Origin of the sequence: Necropsobacter massiliensis (assembly GCF_000827595.2) — a bacterium.
Taxonomy (GTDB): Bacteria; Pseudomonadota; Gammaproteobacteria; order Enterobacterales; family Pasteurellaceae; genus Necropsobacter; species Necropsobacter massiliensis.
This window is the reverse complement of sequence record NZ_LN776183.1, coordinates 365,321-380,394: the sequence shown is the minus strand read 5'-3', so window position 1 is coordinate 380,394 and position 15,074 is coordinate 365,321. Positions and strand designations below refer to the sequence as shown.

The window sequence follows — 15,074 nt, the reverse complement described above, 5'->3', positions numbered from 1 at the left end:
ATCGAAGGTTAAACACGGGCTTGATGTTCGTTTCGGTTGGTCACTAACGGCTTGTCCAAACAATCATCGCATGATTCGTGTCTATAAATAACATGCTATTTTAACGGCGGGAAAGCCTGTGGTTTGCGGGCTGTTTTATATCCCGCCCGGATAAAATTCAGTGTGTAATTAACGCTGATTAAAAGTTCAACACTTTATCAGCCTCGACCGTCCAATCTGCCAACTCCGCCAGCGTGCCGATTTCCACGCCCACCGCGAATGGCAATTCGGTAATACCGCGTGCGTTGGTACAGGTTTTACATAATTTCACCGTGGCACCTTGTGCGGTCAGAATTTCAATCATTTGCTGCAAATGATAACCTTCCGCCGGGTGTTGTTTGGCTAACCCACCGCTCACCGCATCGGACATCAAAAACAGTTTGATTTGCACCGCACTTTTATGCTGTTCCTGAATCTGCAATGCCAGACGCAGGGCGCTGAAAAAACTTTCGTTGCCGTACGGCGCGGCATGGACAATAAATAATATGTTTTGCATATAAACTACCCTAGTTATATATAGATGAATGGAAAGACGGGCTGATGCCCGTCCGTGATTAATTTAACCGACCCATACGAATTTTGCAATAAACAGCAACGCAACCACCCAAACTGGCGCATTCACTTCTTGCCAGCGACCGGTTCCGACTTTCATCACACAATAGCTGATAAAGCCGAACGCAATACCTTCGGTAATCGAGTAGGTGAACGGCATCATCGCCGCGGTAATAAAGGCCGGCGTGGCTTCGGTCAGATCGTCCCACTGTACGCGAATCAGACTGGATGCCATCAAAATGCCCACATACACCAATGCTCCCGCAGTGGCATAAGGTGGTACCAAACTTGCCAGCGGCGAAAAGAAAATGGTCAACAAAAATAATACGCCGACGACAACTGCGGTCATCCCGGTACGTCCGCCAACGGAAACGCCAGCACCGCTTTCAATATACGTACTGATTGCTGAGGTGCCGATATAAGAGCCGGTGACTGCACTAATGCTGTCTACATACAGCGCCTGTTTCATGTTAGGGAAACGCCCTTTTTCATCGCTGATGCCGGCTTTGTCAGTTACGCCGAGCAGGGTACCAGAGGAATCAAATAAATTCACCAGCAAAAAAGAAAAAATAATCCCCAGTAATGCCGTATCCAGCGCGCCGGCAATATCCACCTGACCGACAACCGGCGCTAAGCTCGGTGGCATGGAAATAATACCACTGAACACAACGTTGTCATCAAACGCCAATGCCAGTGCGGTAACTAACGCGATTGAAATCAACACGCCGGAATAAATATTGCGCGCCGCCAACACCACAATAATAAAGAAACCTAAAATCCCCATTAATACCTGCGGATGGTGTAACTCGCCCAGCGCCACCAAGGTCGCCGGATTGGCAACCACCAATCCCATATTTTTAAACCCGATGAGAGAAATAAAAAAACCGATTCCCGCACCGATACCTACCCGCAAGCTCAGCGGAATAGACGCCATTAACCAATAACGGATTTGAAACACGGTAAGCAGCAACAGACCGACGGAGCCCCAGAAAATAGTACCCATGCCAACCTGCCAAGAATAGCCTAACTTACCGACTACGACATACGCGAAAAAAGCATTTAATCCCATTGCCGGCGCCAGCGCAATCGGCAAATTACTGAACAGTCCCATGGCAATGGTACCGAATGCCGCAATCAGGCAGGTAGTCACAAATACCACTTGTTTATCCATGCCCGCGTCACCTAAAACGGACGGATTGACAAATACGATATATACCATGGTGAAAAAGGTGGTAATACCCGCGATAATTTCGGTTTTTGTTGTGGTGTTGTGCTGAGTTAATTTAAAGAATTTGTGTAGAAAAGATTGATTTTCCATTTTTTAATCCATAATCCAGATTGATTGAGAAAAAAGATGAAAAACAATTCTTAAAAGAAAGGTGTTTTTCCTGCTGATTTTAGCAAAACAAAGCCAAATCCGCGATCTGTTTTTATGCAAAGAAAAAAATCCGGCAGGCGACAGTCTCCCGCCGCCGTATTACAGAAGTCAGTAGCCTTCCTGATAAATAGCTTCCGCCAGTTTCACAGCCATCCGGGCCAAAGTGAAACGCTGTTCATCGGCAACCGTCCAGAATCGAATGCCGTTTTCCACCGCACTTGCCGCACTGATATGCAGCGTCACGTTGTTTTCATCGCTTTCGTGTTCCCCGTTGATAACCGGCGTGACGATATTTTCCGGATGATATTGCAGCAACGCATCCTGCTGCCAATGCAAAATATGTTGTTCACTATCCACTGCGTAATCGGAAAGTGCGGTGATAAATTGGCTCATTCCGTAAAAAACCGGCACCTGAATCGAATGGAAAACCACATTATCCGCCTGTGGGAAAAGGCGCTGTAGCTGCGCAGATAAATTCGCTGTTTCAAGCGGAAACACATCAAACGCCAGCCGTTGCTGCGTCTCGTCAAGCGGAATGCCGTTTAACAACTGCGCGGTTTGTCCGGCCAGTTGGGTTACGGTTTCCGCATTCCGATAAGACGCTGGCAATAATGAAGTGATCGTGATCTGCGTTAACTGAACTTCCCGCATTAACGGTGCCAATGCCAAGGCAGCCTGAGTAACTTGCGGGTCAGGCAAGGAGACAATGTTACGTTGTCGCAAGTCAACTAATTCTGCATCGTTAATGCTCGGTACAACCACCGGCACATCCGATAATGAGGCGCAAACGCCCAACAGATCAATCACAATACAGCCTGCCTGCGCAGCTTCCGCCAGGATTGCCGCCTGTTCCATTTTGCCAGCAAAAAATACATAATTAAATGCCGACCAATCTGCATCCGACACGGCAATTTGCGCCACCGCTTTATTATTAAAGCGAATCCCCTGCTCTTCACCAAACGGATACACTTCAATGACCGTCAACTGACTGATTGTCAACGCACTTTGTTCTAATGCCTGCGCAATTTTTTCACTTAATTCAAATTCGGCCGCAATGGCAATATTTAACATTTTTTCTCCCATCCTATTGATAATCGGCGTAAAATAACCGCCGTATTGTACAGAATAATCGCGAGAAAAGACAATGACACCGGCAATCGATTTATTAAAAAAGCATAAAATCCCTTTTATATTACATACTTATGAACATGATCCGAATAACACCCACTTTGGTGATGAGGCTGCCGAAAAGCTCGGCATAGCTCCAGCGCAATCCTTTAAAACCTTATTGGTAGCAGAAAACGGCGATCAGAAAAAACTGGCTTGTTTCGTATTACCGACAGCCAATATGCTTAATCTGAAAAAAGCGGCAAAAGCCATCGGAGTGAAAAAAACCGAAATGGCAGATAAGGAATTTGCTCAGAAAAGTACCGGTTATTTGGTCGGCGGGATCAGCCCGCTGGGACAGAAAAAACGGATAAAAACTGTAATAGCACAGACCGCACTTGAGTTTGAACGTATTTACGTTTCCGGCGGAAAACGCGGATTAAGCGTAGAATTGGCGCCGCAGGATCTGGCAACGCTGCTAAATGCGGAATTCGCGGATATTGTCGACTGAAACATTCAAGCCGAGAAAAAGGGCTCAAGCAACAAAGGGAAAACGAAACTTGAGCCAAAAAGCCTTGCGGCAATATGATTAAAATGCAGAGGTATCCTGAAACAGACCGACTTTTAAATCCGTCGCCGTGTAAATCACGCGACCGTCCACTTCCACTTCGCCGTCTGCCATACCCATCACTAATTTACGATTGATCACGCGTTTCATATTGATACGATAAATCACTTTTTTTGCCGTCGGCAAAATCTGACCGGTAAATTTCACTTCTCCCACACCCAGCGCACGACCTTTTCCTTTGCCGCCGACCCAGCCGAGATAAAATCCTACCAGCTGCCACATGGCATCCAACCCTAAACATCCCGGCATGACCGGATCACCGATGAAATGACAGCCAAAAAACGGTAAATCAGGACGAATATCCAGTTCCGCTTCAATATAACCTTTATGGAAAGCGCCGCCGTTTTCATTCATTTCAACTACACGATCCATCATCAGCATGGTCGGTGCCGGTAACTGCGGTCCTTCCGCGCCGAATAATTCGCCGCGTCCCGAGGCGAGTAAGTCTTCATAGCTGTAACTACTTTTCTTATTGGGTGTACAACTGTTCATTATTTTAAATTCTCCTGATTATAGATAACACTCTACTGGTTATAGATATCCGCATTGTAGCAGGATTATTTAAATTTTAAAACAGCTAACACTTGTTCGCTTAACTTATCGGATCAGTTTTTTCCGGATTTGCCGACGGTATAAAAAAGCGGTTTCAGATCACACACTGAAACCGCCTTTTTATATAATAACGCTTACCTATCCGCGTCTGCGAAACAGCATATCCCATAATCGAGAGCGTTGCTGCTGCTCCGCCCGCTGTTCAATACGCCGGCTAATCAGTCGGGTTAACGGCAGACTGTCCTCGGTATAATGCTCGCCCTCTTCTTCCGACAAACGGCGTTGGAATAAAATTTCGCAGGTCTGAAAGACATCCTCCACCACCCACACGGAAAACTGCCCGTTTTGCACCGCACTTATTACCGCCTCCGACAAGCTGAGCTGGTTGATCACCGCCGCAGGAACAATCACGCCTTGATTGCCGGTTAGCCCGCGCCGTTCACACAGTGTAAAAAATCCCTCGATTTTATCGTTTACGCCGCCAACGGAATGTACCAGTCCGAACTGGTCAATGGCGCCGGTAATCGCGATAGACTGCGGCAGCGGCAGATTTGCCAACGCACTGACCAGCACACAAAAACTGGCGAGCGAAGCGCTATCGCCGTCAATTTCACTGTAAGACTGTTCAAACACAATAGAGGCGGAAAACGGTAACTGTGACGGCAAATCTAAAATATTCGCCAGACAGACTTCGGCAATCATAATGCCTTTGCCATGTATATTGCCCGCCAGCTCATTTTTACGTTCCACATCCACCACTTCGCCATCGCCAAATTGCACAATGCAACTGATACGCGCGGGTTCACCGAACGACAACGGCGTGCCGGGGTATTCGATCACCGATAATCCGTTGATCTGCCCGACGATTTCGCCCTCTGTCGCCACATACACCTGTTCATGCAGGATATCCGCATAAGTTTGTTCACGCAAAAAGCCCTGTTGGTGAAATTGCTGTTTAAAATAGGCGTCAAAATCCACCGCACTTAGCCGACTATGCCCGCTTAATGTGGCGGCACCGGTCAGGATATTTTTCAACATCGACGGCGAAATATTGATTAAATAACAGTCTTCGCTCTCCCGTACCAGCAGCTGATAAAGTTTTTGCAGACCGTCCAGCGTCGGTTCTGGCAGACGATGTTGACGCGCATAATGCACGGTATAATCCGCCCACAATTGTTGCCGTGCATCTGATTCCAATGAGAAATAACTGTCGATTTCCGCGTAATCGGCGAGGGAATACAATGTTTCGTCCAGTTCATCCAACGCGGCCAGCTCATTGCGACTGCCTAATAAAATAACTTTGAGATTTAGCGGGCAACCGGGGATCTCGCAAGGCAAGGTTTTATAAGGATGCAGCGCATACCAATCGAAAATCTTGTCGGTCAGAATCCGTTTCAGGCGCACCCATAGGTCAAATTGCGATAATAAGGCGGACAGGCTTAAAATCAGCACGCCATTATTCAGCCGGTGTACCAGCCCCGGCGTAAGCTGAATATCCTGTGACGCGGGATGCACCCGCACGGCGCCGAATAGGCGAGTGTTGTCAAGATATAATGCGCTTGCCACCGACTGTTTGGCGGCAAAATTATCATCATGATGTTGTGCCGGTTCGACCTGCACGCGGGGAAAAGAGAAACTGTCCCCCTGTTCCACTGTATATCGCACGCCGGAAAGCGGCAACTCTGCGGGCTGCCGAGCACGAATGTACGCCTCCAACAGCGGCGCATATTCGCTTTGATCATCGGCTTTCAGCACTAATAAAGTGCGGTCGGAATTTTGTAAGAATTGGTCAATGGCTGATGCGGCACGCGGCTGTAGTGCAAAAAAATCAACCGGTTGCTCGCTAATATGCTCAACCGTTAGTTCAGGACGCAGTTGTTGCCAAGCTAAACGCTGATTAGATAAAGAAGACAAAGTCACAGCTATTCTCTGGTTGTTATTATCGGGACGCGCATTATCGCACATTTCCGCCCAACTAAATAGACTTAAAATTTACTGGCAAAAGCATGAGGAAACGCGTATATTATGGCAAGGTTACAATGTCACTTCAACGGATAAAAAATTATGAAATATCAGAAATTAGAAAATCAGGAAGCGCATTGGAAATGGCTGTACCTTATGAAGAAACAGCGTGAAGGAGAAAATATTACCCGTTATGCGGAACGCAGTTTGCGCGATGAAATCGTAACACAGCTGTCCGGCGCGCAGAATTATCCAGCGCAAATCGAACAATGGATTACAAACCATCTGTCGCCGGATTTAACCGTTAAACTGGATCAGGCAATCCGCGCCAGACGAAAACGCTTTTTCAATGCGGAAAAACAGTCCACCAAGAAAAAATCCATTGATCTGGAATATGCGGTCTGGCTTAGATTATCAAAATATTCCCGTAAAATGAAAATGACGTTGTCAGAAACCATCACCTATATGATTGATGAGCGGGAAAGCAAGGCACTGTATGAAAATCAAATGTCCGCCATGAAAGCCGGATTGAAAGATTTACTCAAATAACAAAAACTTTGTTAACTGTCTCACACTTTTATCGCATTTTTTACCCGCTCTTGGCTTGTGTTGTTATAATATTGTTAATTATTCGTAAAATAAGGACAATAAATAATGACAACACAACAGCTGATCGCCGCCCTGACTCAGATTGTCGGTGCTTCCCATATTATTACCGATCCCGCCAAAACCGAACCCTATCGCAGCGGTTATCGCTTTGGCACGGGCAATGCCGTCGCCGTTGTCCGTCCTGCGACCCTGGTTGAATTCTGGCGTCTGCTGCAAACTTGTGTAGCCGCCGATGCTATTGTGATCACGCAGGCGGCCAATACCGGGCTGACCGGTGGCTCAACTCCTAACGGCAATGATTATGAACGGGATATTGTGATTATTAATGCCATGCGTATTGACGGTATCCAATTAATCAATCATGCCGAACAGGCGGTTTGCCTGCCCGGTTCCACCCTCAATGAGCTGGAAATTCAGTTGAAATCTCACGGGCGAGAACCGCACTCGGTCATCGGCTCATCCTGTATCGGTGCTTCCGTGATCGGCGGCATTTGTAATAATTCCGGCGGCGCACTGGTGCAGCGGGGACCGGCTTATACGGAAATGGCGCTATATGCCCAATTAAATGCAAAAGGCGAGCTGACATTGCACAATCATCTGGGCATTGAGCTCGGCAAGCAGCCGGAAGAAATATTAAGCAATCTGGAAAATCGGCGTTATCAACCTGACGATATTGCACAAAATTGCGGCAAAGGTCATGACCATGCCTATTGTCAACACGTGCGCCAAATTGACGAAGCCAGTCCGGCTCGTTTTAATGCCGATCCGGCGCGACATTATGAAGCCTCCGGTTGTGCAGGAAAACTGGCCGTTTTCGCCGTTCGTCTGGATACCTTTCCATTGGAAAAAGAAACCGCCGTTTTTTATATCGGCACCAACCAAACTACGGTACTGAACGACATTCGCCGTTATATGTTGGCAAATTTCACCCAGCTGCCGATTTCCGGCGAATATATTCATCGCGATGCTTTTGATATGGCGGCGAAATACGGCAAAGATACGTTTTGGGTGATCAAAAAATTCGGTACGCACCGATTACCGAAACTATTTGCGCTGAAAGCCAAAACTGATCGGATTGCCAAAAAGCTGCGTTTTCTGCCGCGCGATTTCAGCGATAAACTGCTACAAAAACTGTCCGGATTATTACCGCAACATTTGCCTAAACGCCTGTGGGATTACCGTCATCAATATGAACATCATTTGATTATTAAAATGGGCGGCAGCGGCGTACAGGAAGCCGAAGACTATTTACAGCGCTATTTTTCCGCTCAAACTAAAGGCGATTATTTCCGTTGCGATGCGGTTGAAACGCAGGCGGCGATGCTGCACCGTTTTGCCGTGGCTTCCGCTGCGGTGCGCTACCGTGCGGTGCACGGCGATACGGTAGAAGATATTGTCGCCCTTGATGTGGCTTTGCGCCGTAATGATCAGGATTGGTTTGAAACACTGCCACCGGAAATCGAAAACAAACTCAGCCACAAACTGTACTACGGTCATTTTATGTGTCATGTGTTTCATCAGGATTATATTGTTAAAAAAGGTAATGACTGTATGGCGCTGGAACACGCAATGCTGGCATTATTGGATAAGCGCGGCGCACAATATCCGGCGGAACACAATGTGGGGCATTTGTATCAGGCGAAGCCCGAACTGCGCAAGTTTTATCAAACGCTGGATCCAACTAACAGTTTCAATCCGGGAATCGGTCAGACATCCAAGAAAAAACACTGGGCGTAACCAGCAGCAAAAAAGCCTTCCGACAGCTGTCGAAAGGCTTTTCTCCGAATAAATTGAGTCGGTCGGTAAGCCGGGTTCTGTCGCGGACAATCATTCCTCTAGGCGTTTATTTACACAAACGCTCAAGCGACCTACCCGAACTCTGAGCGGGCACACTCATTGAGTTCCTATTTGGTCTTGCTACAAGTGGAGTTTACCCAGCCGTGAAATGTTGCCACTCACGCGGTGCGCTCTTACCGCACCCTTTCACCCTTACCTGATCTCTTGCGAGCCATCGGCGGTCTGCTCTCTGCTGCACTGGTCGTAGGCTCGCGCCTCCCGGACGTTATCCGGCACTCTGCCCTGTGTAGCCCGGACTTTCCTCTCGTTTACTTGTCCCGCTAGGTCGTTATTCATATTCACTTCAAACGGTTAAGGGCTTTCAATAAACCAGCGATTGTCTGACCGACTCGGCGCGCAGTATAACGTAAATCCGATAGAAAATATAGAGTTAAAGTTTAACATGGGTTAAAATGAGCGCACTTTTTTGATTAAGGATCAGACTATGGATTACTTACAAATCGCTCGCGATACCCTGCGGGTTGAAGAACATGCGCTGGCTCAATTAAGCCGGAATTTGGACAACAGTTTCAATGACGTAGTAGATCTTATTCTGCACTGCAAAGGACGTTTGGTCGTCGGCGGAATTGGAAAATCAGGCTTAATCGGCAAGAAAATGGTCGCCACGTTCGCTTCTACCGGTACGCCGAGCTTCTTTTTGCATCCAACCGAAGCCTTTCACGGCGATCTAGGTATGCTCAAACCGATTGACATCGTGATGCTGATTTCTTACAGCGGCGAAACCGATGATGTGAACAAACTGATCCCCAGTCTGAAAAACTTCGGCAATAAGATTATCGCCCTAACCAGCAACAAACATTCCACGCTGGCAACACATGCCGATTATGTACTGGATATTACGGTGGAACGCGAAGTCTGTCCGAACAACCTTGCCCCCACCACTTCCGCCCTGATAACCCTGGCATTGGGCGATGCGCTGGCGGTATCACTGATTACCGCACGCAATTTCCGCCCCGCCGACTTTGCCAAGTTTCACCCGGGTGGCAGTTTGGGTCGCCGTTTACTGTGCCGAGTGAAAGATCAAATGCAAACTCGCCTGCCGATAGTCCAACCGACAACCGGCTTTACCGACTGTTTGACCATAATGAACGAAGGACGTATGGGCGTCGCGTTGGTTATGCAAGATAACATGTTGAAAGGCATCATCACCGACGGCGACATTCGCCGTGCGCTAACAGCCAACGGCGCGCAAACGCTGAACAAAACCGCGCAGAATCTGATGACATCCAATCCGAAGAGCATTAATTACAACACTTATCTGGCAGAAGCGGAAAACTTTATGAAAGCGCATAAAATTCACTCTCTGGTTGCGGTAGATGATAATAATCAAGTGGTCGGTTTAATTGAATTTTCGAGCTAACATTATGATTAACAATGAAAAACTACAGAAAATAAAACTGGTGATAAGCGATGTGGACGGCGTATTGACCGATGGCTTGCTACATTATAATGCCCACGGCGAGGCACTGAAAAGTTTTCATGTGCGCGATGGTCTGGGCATCCGCATGCTTATGGAAAACGGCATTCAAGTTGCCGTACTGTCCGGACGGGATTCTGCTATTTTGCGCAAACGCCTCGACGATCTTGGCATTACCCTGTTTCTGCTCGGTAAACTGGAAAAAGAAAGCGCCTGCCTTGAGCTGATGCGACAAGCCGGTGTCAGCGCGGAACAAACCGCCTATATCGGCGATGACAGCGTGGATCTGCCTGCCTTTGCGGTCTGCGGTCTGACCTTTGCTGTAGGTGACGCCATGAACTATGTGCAAGATTGTGCCGATCATGTGCTGGAACTGCACGGCGGTAAAGGTGCGTTTCGTGAAATGTCGGATCTGATTTTACGCGCACAGGGCAAAACCGATGTGTATGCCACCGCACAAGGATTTTTGAAAACCGTGGAAAATATGGCGCAATAAAACGATGTAAAAAATCGACCGCACTTTTTTTATTCTAACCAAAGTGCGGTCAGTTTCAGCGCAGTTTTTCGTTCAGGCGATTTGCCCGAATTTACCGCTTTGCACATCGCGTATCGCCTGCAAAATTTCCGCCTTACTGTTCATCACAAAAGGTCCGTAACCAACAAGCGGTTCATCAATCGGTTCGCCGCTCAACAATAATAACTTCGCGTTGTTATTCGCCTGAATTTTCACATCGGCGCCGCCCCGTTCAAAGGTTACCAACTGACTATGGCGGGCAATATGTGCATCGTTAATCCGTACCGAGCCGTCTAATACAAGAATAATCAGATTATGCGACTCCGGCACCACAAACTCATGCGATTTACCGCCGCTTATTGTCACATCCCACATATTCACCGGTGTGAATGTTGTCGCCGCGCCTTTTACCTTATCCAGCTCACCTGCGATGATACGCGCACAGCCCGCATTACCTGCGAATTGTAGCACCGGAATGTCGGCGGATTTAATCGCCTGATATTTCGGCGTCGTCATTTTATCTTTAGCCGGCAGATTTACCCACAGTTGCACCATCTCAAACAGACCGCCGCTTTGCGAATAGTCTGCGGAATGATATTCTTGGTGCATTAATCCCGCTCCGGCGGTCATCCACTGCACATCACCAGTACCGATCGTTCCGCCGCCGCCATAAGAATCTTTATGTGTAACTTCGCCCTGATACGCGATTGTCACCGTTTCAAAACCGCGATGCGGATGCTCACCGACGCCGCGAAAATCAGTACGACGCCCGCCGTCAAAATAACACGGCGGATTGTAATCCATTAATAAAAACGGACTGAGATTGTTATGTTTCTCCTGATAACTGAACATAGAATGCACATGGAAACCGTTACCAACCCAATGTTTTGCCGGCGCGTTGCGCACGGCTGCGACTTTTTTCATTGCCTGCTCCTTACCTATCCCTCTTGTTAAGCCGTCTATCGGTCAATTTGATACCATTATATAATTAACTTTAAATTAATAAATATAGATAATATTGAAAGACTTTCAACCAATAATAAATAATGTTATGCCTTAAAAATATTAGTCAAGGCAGTGGCATTGTTGTTAACAATTCGTATCTTTATTTGTTAAACAAGAATAATTTCCATTAAAAATACTCTTTGAAATTAATGAGTTACATGAAATAAAACTTGCAATATGTAAAAAAACCGTTAAACTGATGCCGCTGTGATCAATTTATCAAGGAAAGGAGTTTGTTATGTTAAATCATGCGATTAGTGAAAAACTCAACGAACAAATTAATCTGGAATTTTATTCATCCAATATCTATTTACAAATGAGCGCTTGGTGTGAGCAAAAAGGCTATGAAGGCGCGGCGGCATTTTTATTGCGCCATGCCGATGAAGAAATGTCGCACATGCAAAAACTCTTCACTTATATCAGCGAAACCGGTGGGCTGCCGCTATTAGGCGCCATTGACGCACCGAAAAATGATTATCAATCACTGAAAGAAGTGTTTGAAATTATTCTGGAACACGAAAAATTCGTGACCGCGAAAATCAACGAACTGGTGGAAGTGACATTTGCCCACAAAGACTATTCCAGTTTCAACTTTTTACAATGGTATGTAGCGGAACAACACGAAGAAGAAAAACTCTTCAGCAGCATTTTGGATAAATTTAATTTGGTTGGTGAAGACGGTCGTTCGCTGTACTATATTGACCGTGATTTAGCCACTTTATAACAGGAGAACCGTACTATGCTATCGGCAAACGTAATCAAATTATTAAACGATCAAATGAATCTGGAATTTTATTCCTCAAACTTATACCTGCAAATGAGCGCTTGGTGCGAACAACAGGGCTTTAAAGGTGCGGCACAGTTTTTGTCTGCCCATGCAGCGGAAGAAATGCAGCACATGCGCAAATTATTCACGTATCTGAATGAAACCGGGGCATTACCGGTTATCGGCGCAATTAACGCACCGCCACACGATTTTTCTTCCTTAAAACAGGTAATGGAACTGACCTATCAGCATGAAAAACTGATTACCGGCAAAATCAATGAGCTGGTTGGCAAAACCTTTGAAGAAAAAGATTTTTCCGCCTTTAACTTCTTGCAATGGTATGTGGCAGAACAGCATGAAGAAGAAAAACTGTTCAGCGCAATTCTGGATAAACTGAATCTTCTCGGCGACGACGGCAAAGGCTTGTTCTTGGTAGATAAAGATTTAGCCAATCTGGCAAGCGCAGGTTAATTGTTCATTCAGCATTATGCCGGCTTTCCTGCCGGCATTGTCATTTCTCAGTTATCTGCGTATTTTCCACCGCACTTTCCACAGCCGTTTTAGGTACTGCTGTGCTGTCATAGCGGCAGGTATGATAAATAAATGCCGAAAGCAAAATGCACAACATCAGTAAAATTTGAATCAAACGCTTTTTAGTCAACTTTTCCGCAGCCATGCCATATTCCTTAACATATTTTTAACTATTTAAATCTTCTTAATTTTTAGATTTAATGCTATTATTTATTGAGTTAGATCAATTTTATCACGATTTTCTTTTGGCTTTATCGAGTTATTGAGGATTAAATGAAAATTTTAGCCAGCGAAACTAAAATTGGACGCCGAGTTCAGTCCGGCGGTTGCGCGATTCACTGCCAAGATTGCAGTATCAGCCAACTTTGTATCCCATTCACCTTAAATGAACACGAGTTGGATCAGCTTGATAATATTATTGAGCGTAAAAAACCGATCCAGAAATCTCAAGTATTATTCAAAGCGGGGGACGAATTAAGCTCGCTTTATGCTATCCGTTCCGGCACCATTAAATCCTATACGATCAGCGAAACTGGTGAAGAGCAGATCACCTCCTTCCATCTTCCGGGCGATCTGGTTGGTTTCGACGCAATTATCAATATGCAGCATCCGAGTTTTGCGCAAGCGCTGGAAACCGCAATGGTATGCGAAATTCCCTTTGATATATTAGATGATTTATCCGGCAAAATGCCAAAACTGCGCCAGCAAATCATGCGCTTAATGAGCAATGAAATTAAAAGCGATCAAGAAATGATCTTACTGCTGTCCAAAATGAATGCCGAAGAACGCCTCGCTGCTTTTATTTATAACTTATCCCGTCGTTATTCTGCACGCGGTTTTTCCGCCCGGGAATTTCGCCTCACCATGACTCGCGGCGATATCGGCAACTACCTCGGGCTCACCGTTGAAACCATCAGCCGCCTGCTGGGACGCTTCCAGAAAATTGGCATGTTATCGGTGCAGGGAAAATATATCACCATTAACAATATGGCGGAGCTTTCTGAATTGGCCGGCGCCACCAAATCCCGCATTCAAATGATTAGCTAAGCGGTTTTAAATCACACTTTTTGCCGGCGCAGAATATTTTGGCGCCGGTCGATTTTTTTCAAAACTCTTCTTGTTATTTACTCAAATCTTTTCTATGCTATTAGCGATTAAAACCATAGCATGGAGGTTGTTATGAAGTTTACGAATATACTGGTCGTACTGAATCCGGAAAATGAGAAACAATACGCGCTCGCCCGCGCGGTTCGCTTGGTAAAAGAGCAGAAAAGCGAAACAAAGGTAAAAATCACAACCTTTATGGCGGTATATGATCTGTCTTACGAAATGTCCGCCCTGCTGTCCGCCGAAGAACGCGAGAGCATGCACCACGGCGTGATCGAGCAGCGACATAAAGCGGTTCAGCCCTATCTGGAAAAATACGCCGATCCGAATATTGAATTCGATTCCACCGTGGTGTGGAACAGTAATGAAGCCGAGGCAATCACTGAGGAAGTGGAACGTCATGGTTATGATTTAGTGGTGAAATATACGCAAGAAGAAGAAAGTATCGCTTCTCTGATTTTCACCCCGATGGACTGGCAGCTGCTGCGTAAATGCCCGGCGCCGATTATGATTGTCAAAGACGGTGACTGGAAACACCAACGTCGCATTCTGGTTGCGGTAAACGTGTCCGATGATGAAGACTACCACAGCATTTTCAATGATGAATTAGTCACTTTAGGCATTGATTTAGCCGATATTTTAGAGCGCGGTAACGTACATCTGGTAACCGCCTACCCGCCGACCCCAATCAATATGGCAATTGATCTGCCAGAATTCAACACCGCCGAATACAATAACAGTATCCGCGGTCAACATCTGATTAATATGAAAGCATTACGCCAGAAATTCGGCGTTGATGAAGATCACACGCACGTGCGTGAAGGCTTCCCGGAAGATGTAATCCCGGCGGTTGCGAAAGAAATCGGTGCGGAAATGGTCGTACTAGGTACTATCGGACGTACCGGTTTGTCTGCCGCGTTTTTAGGCAATACGGCAGAGCATGTCATCAGCAAACTAAATTGTAACTTGCTGGCAATTAAACCGAGCGAAAAAGAATAAGTCGGTTTATACAAAAAGTGCGGTTAAAAAATCAAACATTTTTAACCGCAC

16 protein-coding genes and 1 other RNA gene are annotated in these 15,074 nt (G+C 46.3%); 9 read left to right on the top strand and 8 right to left on the bottom strand.

Going from position 1 to position 15,074, the window contains the following annotated elements; genetic code table 11:
• Positions 1-178: 178 nt before the first annotated feature.
• The 3 genes from BN3349_RS05650 to BN3349_RS05640 all read right to left on the bottom strand — a co-directional run bounded on the left by BN3349_RS05650 (position 179) and on the right by BN3349_RS05640 (position 3,052).
• Complete coding sequence (locus tag BN3349_RS05650; protein ID WP_040976367.1) at positions 179-535, bottom strand: DsrE/DsrF/TusD sulfur relay family protein; 357 nt, start codon at positions 533-535, stop codon at positions 179-181.
• A 63-nt stretch (positions 536-598) separates the two neighbouring features.
• A complete protein-coding gene (locus tag BN3349_RS05645; protein ID WP_040976366.1) occupies positions 599-1,909 on the bottom strand; it encodes an NCS2 family permease in 1,311 nt (436 codons plus the stop codon).
• A 168-nt stretch (positions 1,910-2,077) separates the two neighbouring features.
• Positions 2,078-3,052, bottom strand: coding sequence for an oxidoreductase (locus tag BN3349_RS05640; protein WP_245853747.1), 975 nt, complete (start codon positions 3,050-3,052; stop codon positions 2,078-2,080).
• A gap of 61 nt (positions 3,053-3,113) precedes the next feature.
• Between BN3349_RS05640 and ybaK the strand changes: the two genes are divergently transcribed.
• Positions 3,114-3,587: a Cys-tRNA(Pro) deacylase gene (gene ybaK, locus BN3349_RS05635; RefSeq protein ID WP_040976365.1), complete on the top strand. Its 474-nt coding sequence runs from the start codon at positions 3,114-3,116 to the stop codon at positions 3,585-3,587.
• 78 nt (positions 3,588-3,665) lie between these two features.
• Here ybaK and fabA read toward each other — a convergent pair whose 3' ends face one another.
• Positions 3,666-4,196, bottom strand: coding sequence for a 3-hydroxyacyl-[acyl-carrier-protein] dehydratase FabA (fabA, locus tag BN3349_RS05630; protein WP_040976364.1), 531 nt, complete (start codon positions 4,194-4,196; stop codon positions 3,666-3,668).
• 198 nt (positions 4,197-4,394) lie between these two features.
• Positions 4,395-6,176, bottom strand: a complete 1,782-nt coding sequence (locus BN3349_RS05625; RefSeq protein WP_040976510.1) for an AAA family ATPase — start codon at positions 6,174-6,176, stop codon at positions 4,395-4,397.
• Between the two features lie 144 nt (positions 6,177-6,320).
• Between BN3349_RS05625 and matP the strand changes: the two genes are divergently transcribed.
• Positions 6,321-6,767 (top strand): macrodomain Ter protein MatP, encoded by a 447-nt coding sequence (matP, locus tag BN3349_RS05620; RefSeq protein ID WP_040976363.1) that lies wholly within the window; start codon positions 6,321-6,323, stop codon positions 6,765-6,767.
• A 105-nt stretch (positions 6,768-6,872) separates the two neighbouring features.
• Positions 6,873-8,564: a D-lactate dehydrogenase gene (gene dld, locus BN3349_RS05615; protein ID WP_040976362.1), complete on the top strand. Its 1,692-nt coding sequence runs from the start codon at positions 6,873-6,875 to the stop codon at positions 8,562-8,564.
• Between the two features lie 50 nt (positions 8,565-8,614).
• Here dld and rnpB read toward each other — a convergent pair.
• Positions 8,615-9,016, bottom strand: an RNA gene (gene rnpB, locus BN3349_RS05610) — RNase P RNA component class A.
• 92 nt (positions 9,017-9,108) lie between these two features.
• On the opposite strand from rnpB, the gene BN3349_RS05605 reads away from it, so the two are divergent.
• Positions 9,109-10,044: a KpsF/GutQ family sugar isomerase gene (locus tag BN3349_RS05605; protein WP_040976361.1), complete on the top strand. Its 936-nt coding sequence runs from the start codon at positions 9,109-9,111 to the stop codon at positions 10,042-10,044.
• A gap of 4 nt (positions 10,045-10,048) precedes the next feature.
• On the top strand, positions 10,049-10,597 hold the full coding sequence (locus BN3349_RS05600; RefSeq protein ID WP_040976360.1) for a KdsC family phosphatase: 549 nt from the start codon (positions 10,049-10,051) through the stop codon (positions 10,595-10,597).
• 72 nt (positions 10,598-10,669) lie between these two features.
• On the opposite strand, the gene BN3349_RS05595 is transcribed toward BN3349_RS05600, so the two are convergent.
• Positions 10,670-11,539 (bottom strand): pirin family protein, encoded by an 870-nt coding sequence (locus BN3349_RS05595; RefSeq protein WP_040976359.1) that lies wholly within the window; start codon positions 11,537-11,539, stop codon positions 10,670-10,672.
• Positions 11,540-11,858: 319 nt separating this feature from the next.
• On the opposite strand from BN3349_RS05595, the gene ftnA (BN3349_RS05590) reads away from it, so the two are divergent.
• Together ftnA (BN3349_RS05590) and ftnA (BN3349_RS05585) are read left to right on the top strand one after the other, a co-directional pair.
• Entirely contained in the window at positions 11,859-12,344 is a 486-nt protein-coding gene (gene ftnA, locus BN3349_RS05590) for a non-heme ferritin (RefSeq protein WP_040976358.1), read from the top strand.
• Between the two features lie 15 nt (positions 12,345-12,359).
• A complete protein-coding gene (gene ftnA / locus BN3349_RS05585) occupies positions 12,360-12,857 on the top strand; it encodes a non-heme ferritin (RefSeq protein ID WP_040976357.1) in 498 nt (165 codons plus the stop codon).
• Between the two features lie 40 nt (positions 12,858-12,897).
• Here ftnA (BN3349_RS05585) and BN3349_RS12045 read toward each other — a convergent pair whose 3' ends face one another.
• The gene (locus tag BN3349_RS12045) at positions 12,898-13,062 is read right to left on the bottom strand and encodes a hypothetical protein (protein WP_180334836.1); all 165 of its coding nucleotides are present in this window, start codon (positions 13,060-13,062) and stop codon (positions 12,898-12,900) included.
• Positions 13,063-13,190: 128 nt separating this feature from the next.
• Between BN3349_RS12045 and fnr the strand changes: the two genes are divergently transcribed.
• Entirely contained in the window at positions 13,191-13,964 is a 774-nt protein-coding gene (fnr, locus tag BN3349_RS05580; protein WP_032108969.1) for a fumarate/nitrate reduction transcriptional regulator Fnr, read from the top strand.
• Between the two features lie 132 nt (positions 13,965-14,096).
• Positions 14,097-15,023, top strand: coding sequence for a universal stress protein UspE (gene uspE / locus BN3349_RS05575; protein WP_040976356.1), 927 nt, complete (start codon positions 14,097-14,099; stop codon positions 15,021-15,023).
• Positions 15,024-15,074 lie beyond the last annotated feature (51 nt).